The organism is Cupriavidus basilensis (assembly GCF_029335485.1).
GTDB classification, from domain to species: Bacteria; Pseudomonadota; Gammaproteobacteria; order Burkholderiales; family Burkholderiaceae; genus Cupriavidus; species Cupriavidus basilensis_E.
The window spans coordinates 1-3131 of the sequence record NZ_JARJLM010000547.1 but is presented as its reverse complement, the minus strand read 5'-3'; the positions used below and the strand labels follow the sequence as shown (position 1 = coordinate 3131).

The following is a 3131-nucleotide window of genomic DNA, read 5'->3' as shown; positions in this document are numbered from 1 at the left end:
CGATCGAAGGCCAGGTAGATCACCGGCGTGGTGAACAGCGTCAGCACCTGGCTGACCAGCAGGCCGCCCACCATGGTGATGCCCAGCGGACGCCGCAGCTCCGAGCCGATGCCGGTACCCAGCATCAGCGGCAGCGCCGCCAGCAAGGCTGCCATGGTGGTCATCAGGATCGGGCGGAAACGCAGCAGGCAGGCCTGGAAGATCGCTTCGCGCGGCGCCATGCCACCCTCGCGCTCGGCCTCGAGCGCGAAGTCGATCATCATGATGGCGTTCTTCTTGACGATACCGATCAGCAGGATGATGCCGATGATCGCGATGATGCCCAGGTCCTGGCCCGAGACCAGCAACGCCAGCAGCGCGCCCACGCCGGCCGAGGGCAGCGTGGAGAGGATGGTCACCGGATGGATGGTGCTCTCGTAGAGCACGCCCAGCACGATATACATCGTGATCACTGCCGCCAGGATCAGCCAGAGCGTGTTGGACAACGAAGCGCGGAAGGCCAGCGCGGCACCCTGGAAGTCGGTCTGCATGGAGATCGGCAGGCCGATTTCCTGCTCCACCCTGGTGATCTTGTCGACCGCGGCACCGAGCGATTCGCCGGAGGCCAGGTTGAACGAGATGGTGGCCGACGGGAACTGGCCCTGGTGGTTGATCACCAGCGGCCCGGTGCGCTCGCTGATGCGGGCGAACGCGTCCAGCGGCACCTGCCCGCCCGAGGAGGAGGGCAGGCGCAGGTCCGCCAGCGACTGCGGATCGGTGCGGAAGTCGGGCATGGCTTCCAGCACCACGCGGTACTGGCTCGACTGGGTGAAGATGGTCGACACCAGGCGCTGGCCGTAGGCGCTGTAGAGCGCACTGTCGATCACCGCGGTGGTAATGCCGAAGCGCGCCGCGGCGTCGCGGTCGATATCTACAAAGGCGCGCAGGCCGTTGTTCTGCTGGTCGCTGGCTACGTCGCGCAGCTCGGGCTCCTGCTTCAGGCGCTCGACCAGCTTCGGCACCCAGGTGGCCAGCGTGGCCGGGTCCGGGTCCTGCACGGTGAACTGGTACTGGGTGCGGGACACGCGGTCCTCGATGGTCAGGTCCTGCACCGGCTGGGTATAGAGCGCGACGCCGCCGAGCTTGTCGACTGCAGCCTGCAGGCGGCGGGTGACGTCCTCGATGGAATCGCTGCGCTCATCCTTGGGCTTCAGGTTGATCAGCAGGCGCCCGGCGTTGAGCGTGGTGTTGGTGCCGTCCACGCCGATGAAGGAGGACAGGCTTTCCACCGCCGGATCTGCCAGCACCACCTTGGCTACTGCTTGCTGCTTCGCCGCCATGGCGGGGAAGGATGTGGTCTGAGAGGCTTCGGTGATGCCCTGGATCACGCCCGTGTCCTGCACCGGGAAGAAGCCCTTGGGCACCAGGATGTACAGCAGCACGGTCAGCACCAGGGTGCCGACGGCCACCAGCAGGGTGGTCTTCTGGCGGTCCAGCACCCAGTCCAGCGCGCGGCCGTAGCTGGCGATCACGCTGTCGAAGAAGCGGCCGCTGGCGCGGTGGAAGCGCGAGAGTTTCTCCTCGGGCACATGGTGCAGCAGGCGCGCGCACATCATCGGCGTCAGCGTCAGCGAGACCACCGCGGAGATCAGGATCGAGACCGCCAGCGTGATGGCGAACTCGCGGAACAGCCGTCCCACCACATCCCCCATGAACAGCAGCGGAATCAGCACGGCCACCAGGGAGAACGTCAGCGAGATGATGGTGAAGCCGATTTGCTTCGAACCCTTGAGCGCCGCCTCCATGGGCGAATCGCCCTCCTCGATGTAGCGCATGATGTTCTCGATCATCACGATCGCATCGTCCACCACGAAGCCGGTGGCGATGGTCAGCGCCATCAGCGTCAGGTTGTTGATCGAGAAACCGGCCAGGTACATCACGCCGAAGGTGCCCACCAGCGACAGCGGCACCGCCACGCCGGGGATGATGGTGGCCGGCACATTGCGCAGGAAGACGAAGATCACCATCACCACCAGCGCGACCGCCAGCAGCAGCTCGAACTCCACGTCGCGCACCGAAGCGCGGATGGTGGTGGTGCGGTCGGTCAGCAACTGCACCTTGACCGAGGCCGGCAGCGAATTCTGCAATTGCGGCAGCAGGCTCTTGATGCGGTCTACCACCTCGATCACGTTGGCGCCGGGCTGGCGCTGGATGCTCAGCACGATGGCGGGCTGGTCGTTGGCCCAGGCCGCCAGCCGGTTGTTCTCGGGGCCGTCGACGATATTGGCCACGTCGGTGATGCGGATCGGCGCACCGTTCTGGTAGCCGACGATGATCTGGCGGTACTCGTCAGCGGACTTGAGCTGGTCGTTGGCGTCGATGGTGGAGGCACGCGCGGGGCCGTCGAAGCTGCCCTTGGCGCCATTGACGTTGGCGCTGCCGATGGCGGTGCGCAGGTCGTCGATGGACATGCCGAGCGCGGCCAGCGCGGTCGGATTGGCCTGGATGCGCACGGCCGGGCGCTGGCCGCCGCTGATGCTGACCAGGCCCACGCCCTGCAGCTGGGAGATCTTCTGCGCCACGCGCGTGTCCACCATGTCCTGCAGCTTGGGCAGCGGCATGGTGTCCGACGTCATGGCCAGCGTCATGATCGGCGCGTCGGCGGGATTGACCTTGCTATAGACCGGCGGCATCGGCAGGTCGGCCGGCAGCAGGTTGCCGCCGGCGTTGATGGCGGCCTGCACCTCCTGCTCGGCGATGTCCAGCGACAGCGTCAGCTCGAACTGCAGCGTGATCACCGAAGCGCCGCCCGAGGACGACGACGACATCTGTTTCAGGCCCGGCATCTGGCCGAACTGGCGTTCCAGCGGCGCGGTGATCGACGAGGTCATCACGTCCGGGCTGGCGCCCGGGTACAGCGTGGTCACCTGTATGGTCGGGTAATCGACCTCCGGGAGCGCCGACAGCGGCAGCAGCCGGAAGGCCACCAGCCCGGACAGCAGGATGGCGAGCATCAGCAGCGCAGTGGCGACCGGCCGTTCGATGAAGATACGTGATGGGTTCATGCTGGGTCCTTACTGCGGCCGCTGCGGCGTGGCGCCTGCAGCCGCTGCGCTCGCACCATCGCCGTGGCGCTGGCCGCCGTGCGCGCC

1 protein-coding gene is annotated in these 3131 nt (G+C 66.8%); it reads right to left on the bottom strand.

Annotated elements, in window-relative coordinates; all coding sequences use genetic code 11:
* On the bottom strand, positions 1-3044 hold a 3044-nt coding region (locus P3W85_RS34075; RefSeq protein WP_276268006.1), incomplete at its 3' end, for an MdtB/MuxB family multidrug efflux RND transporter permease subunit.
* Positions 3045-3131: the final 87 nt, after the last annotated feature.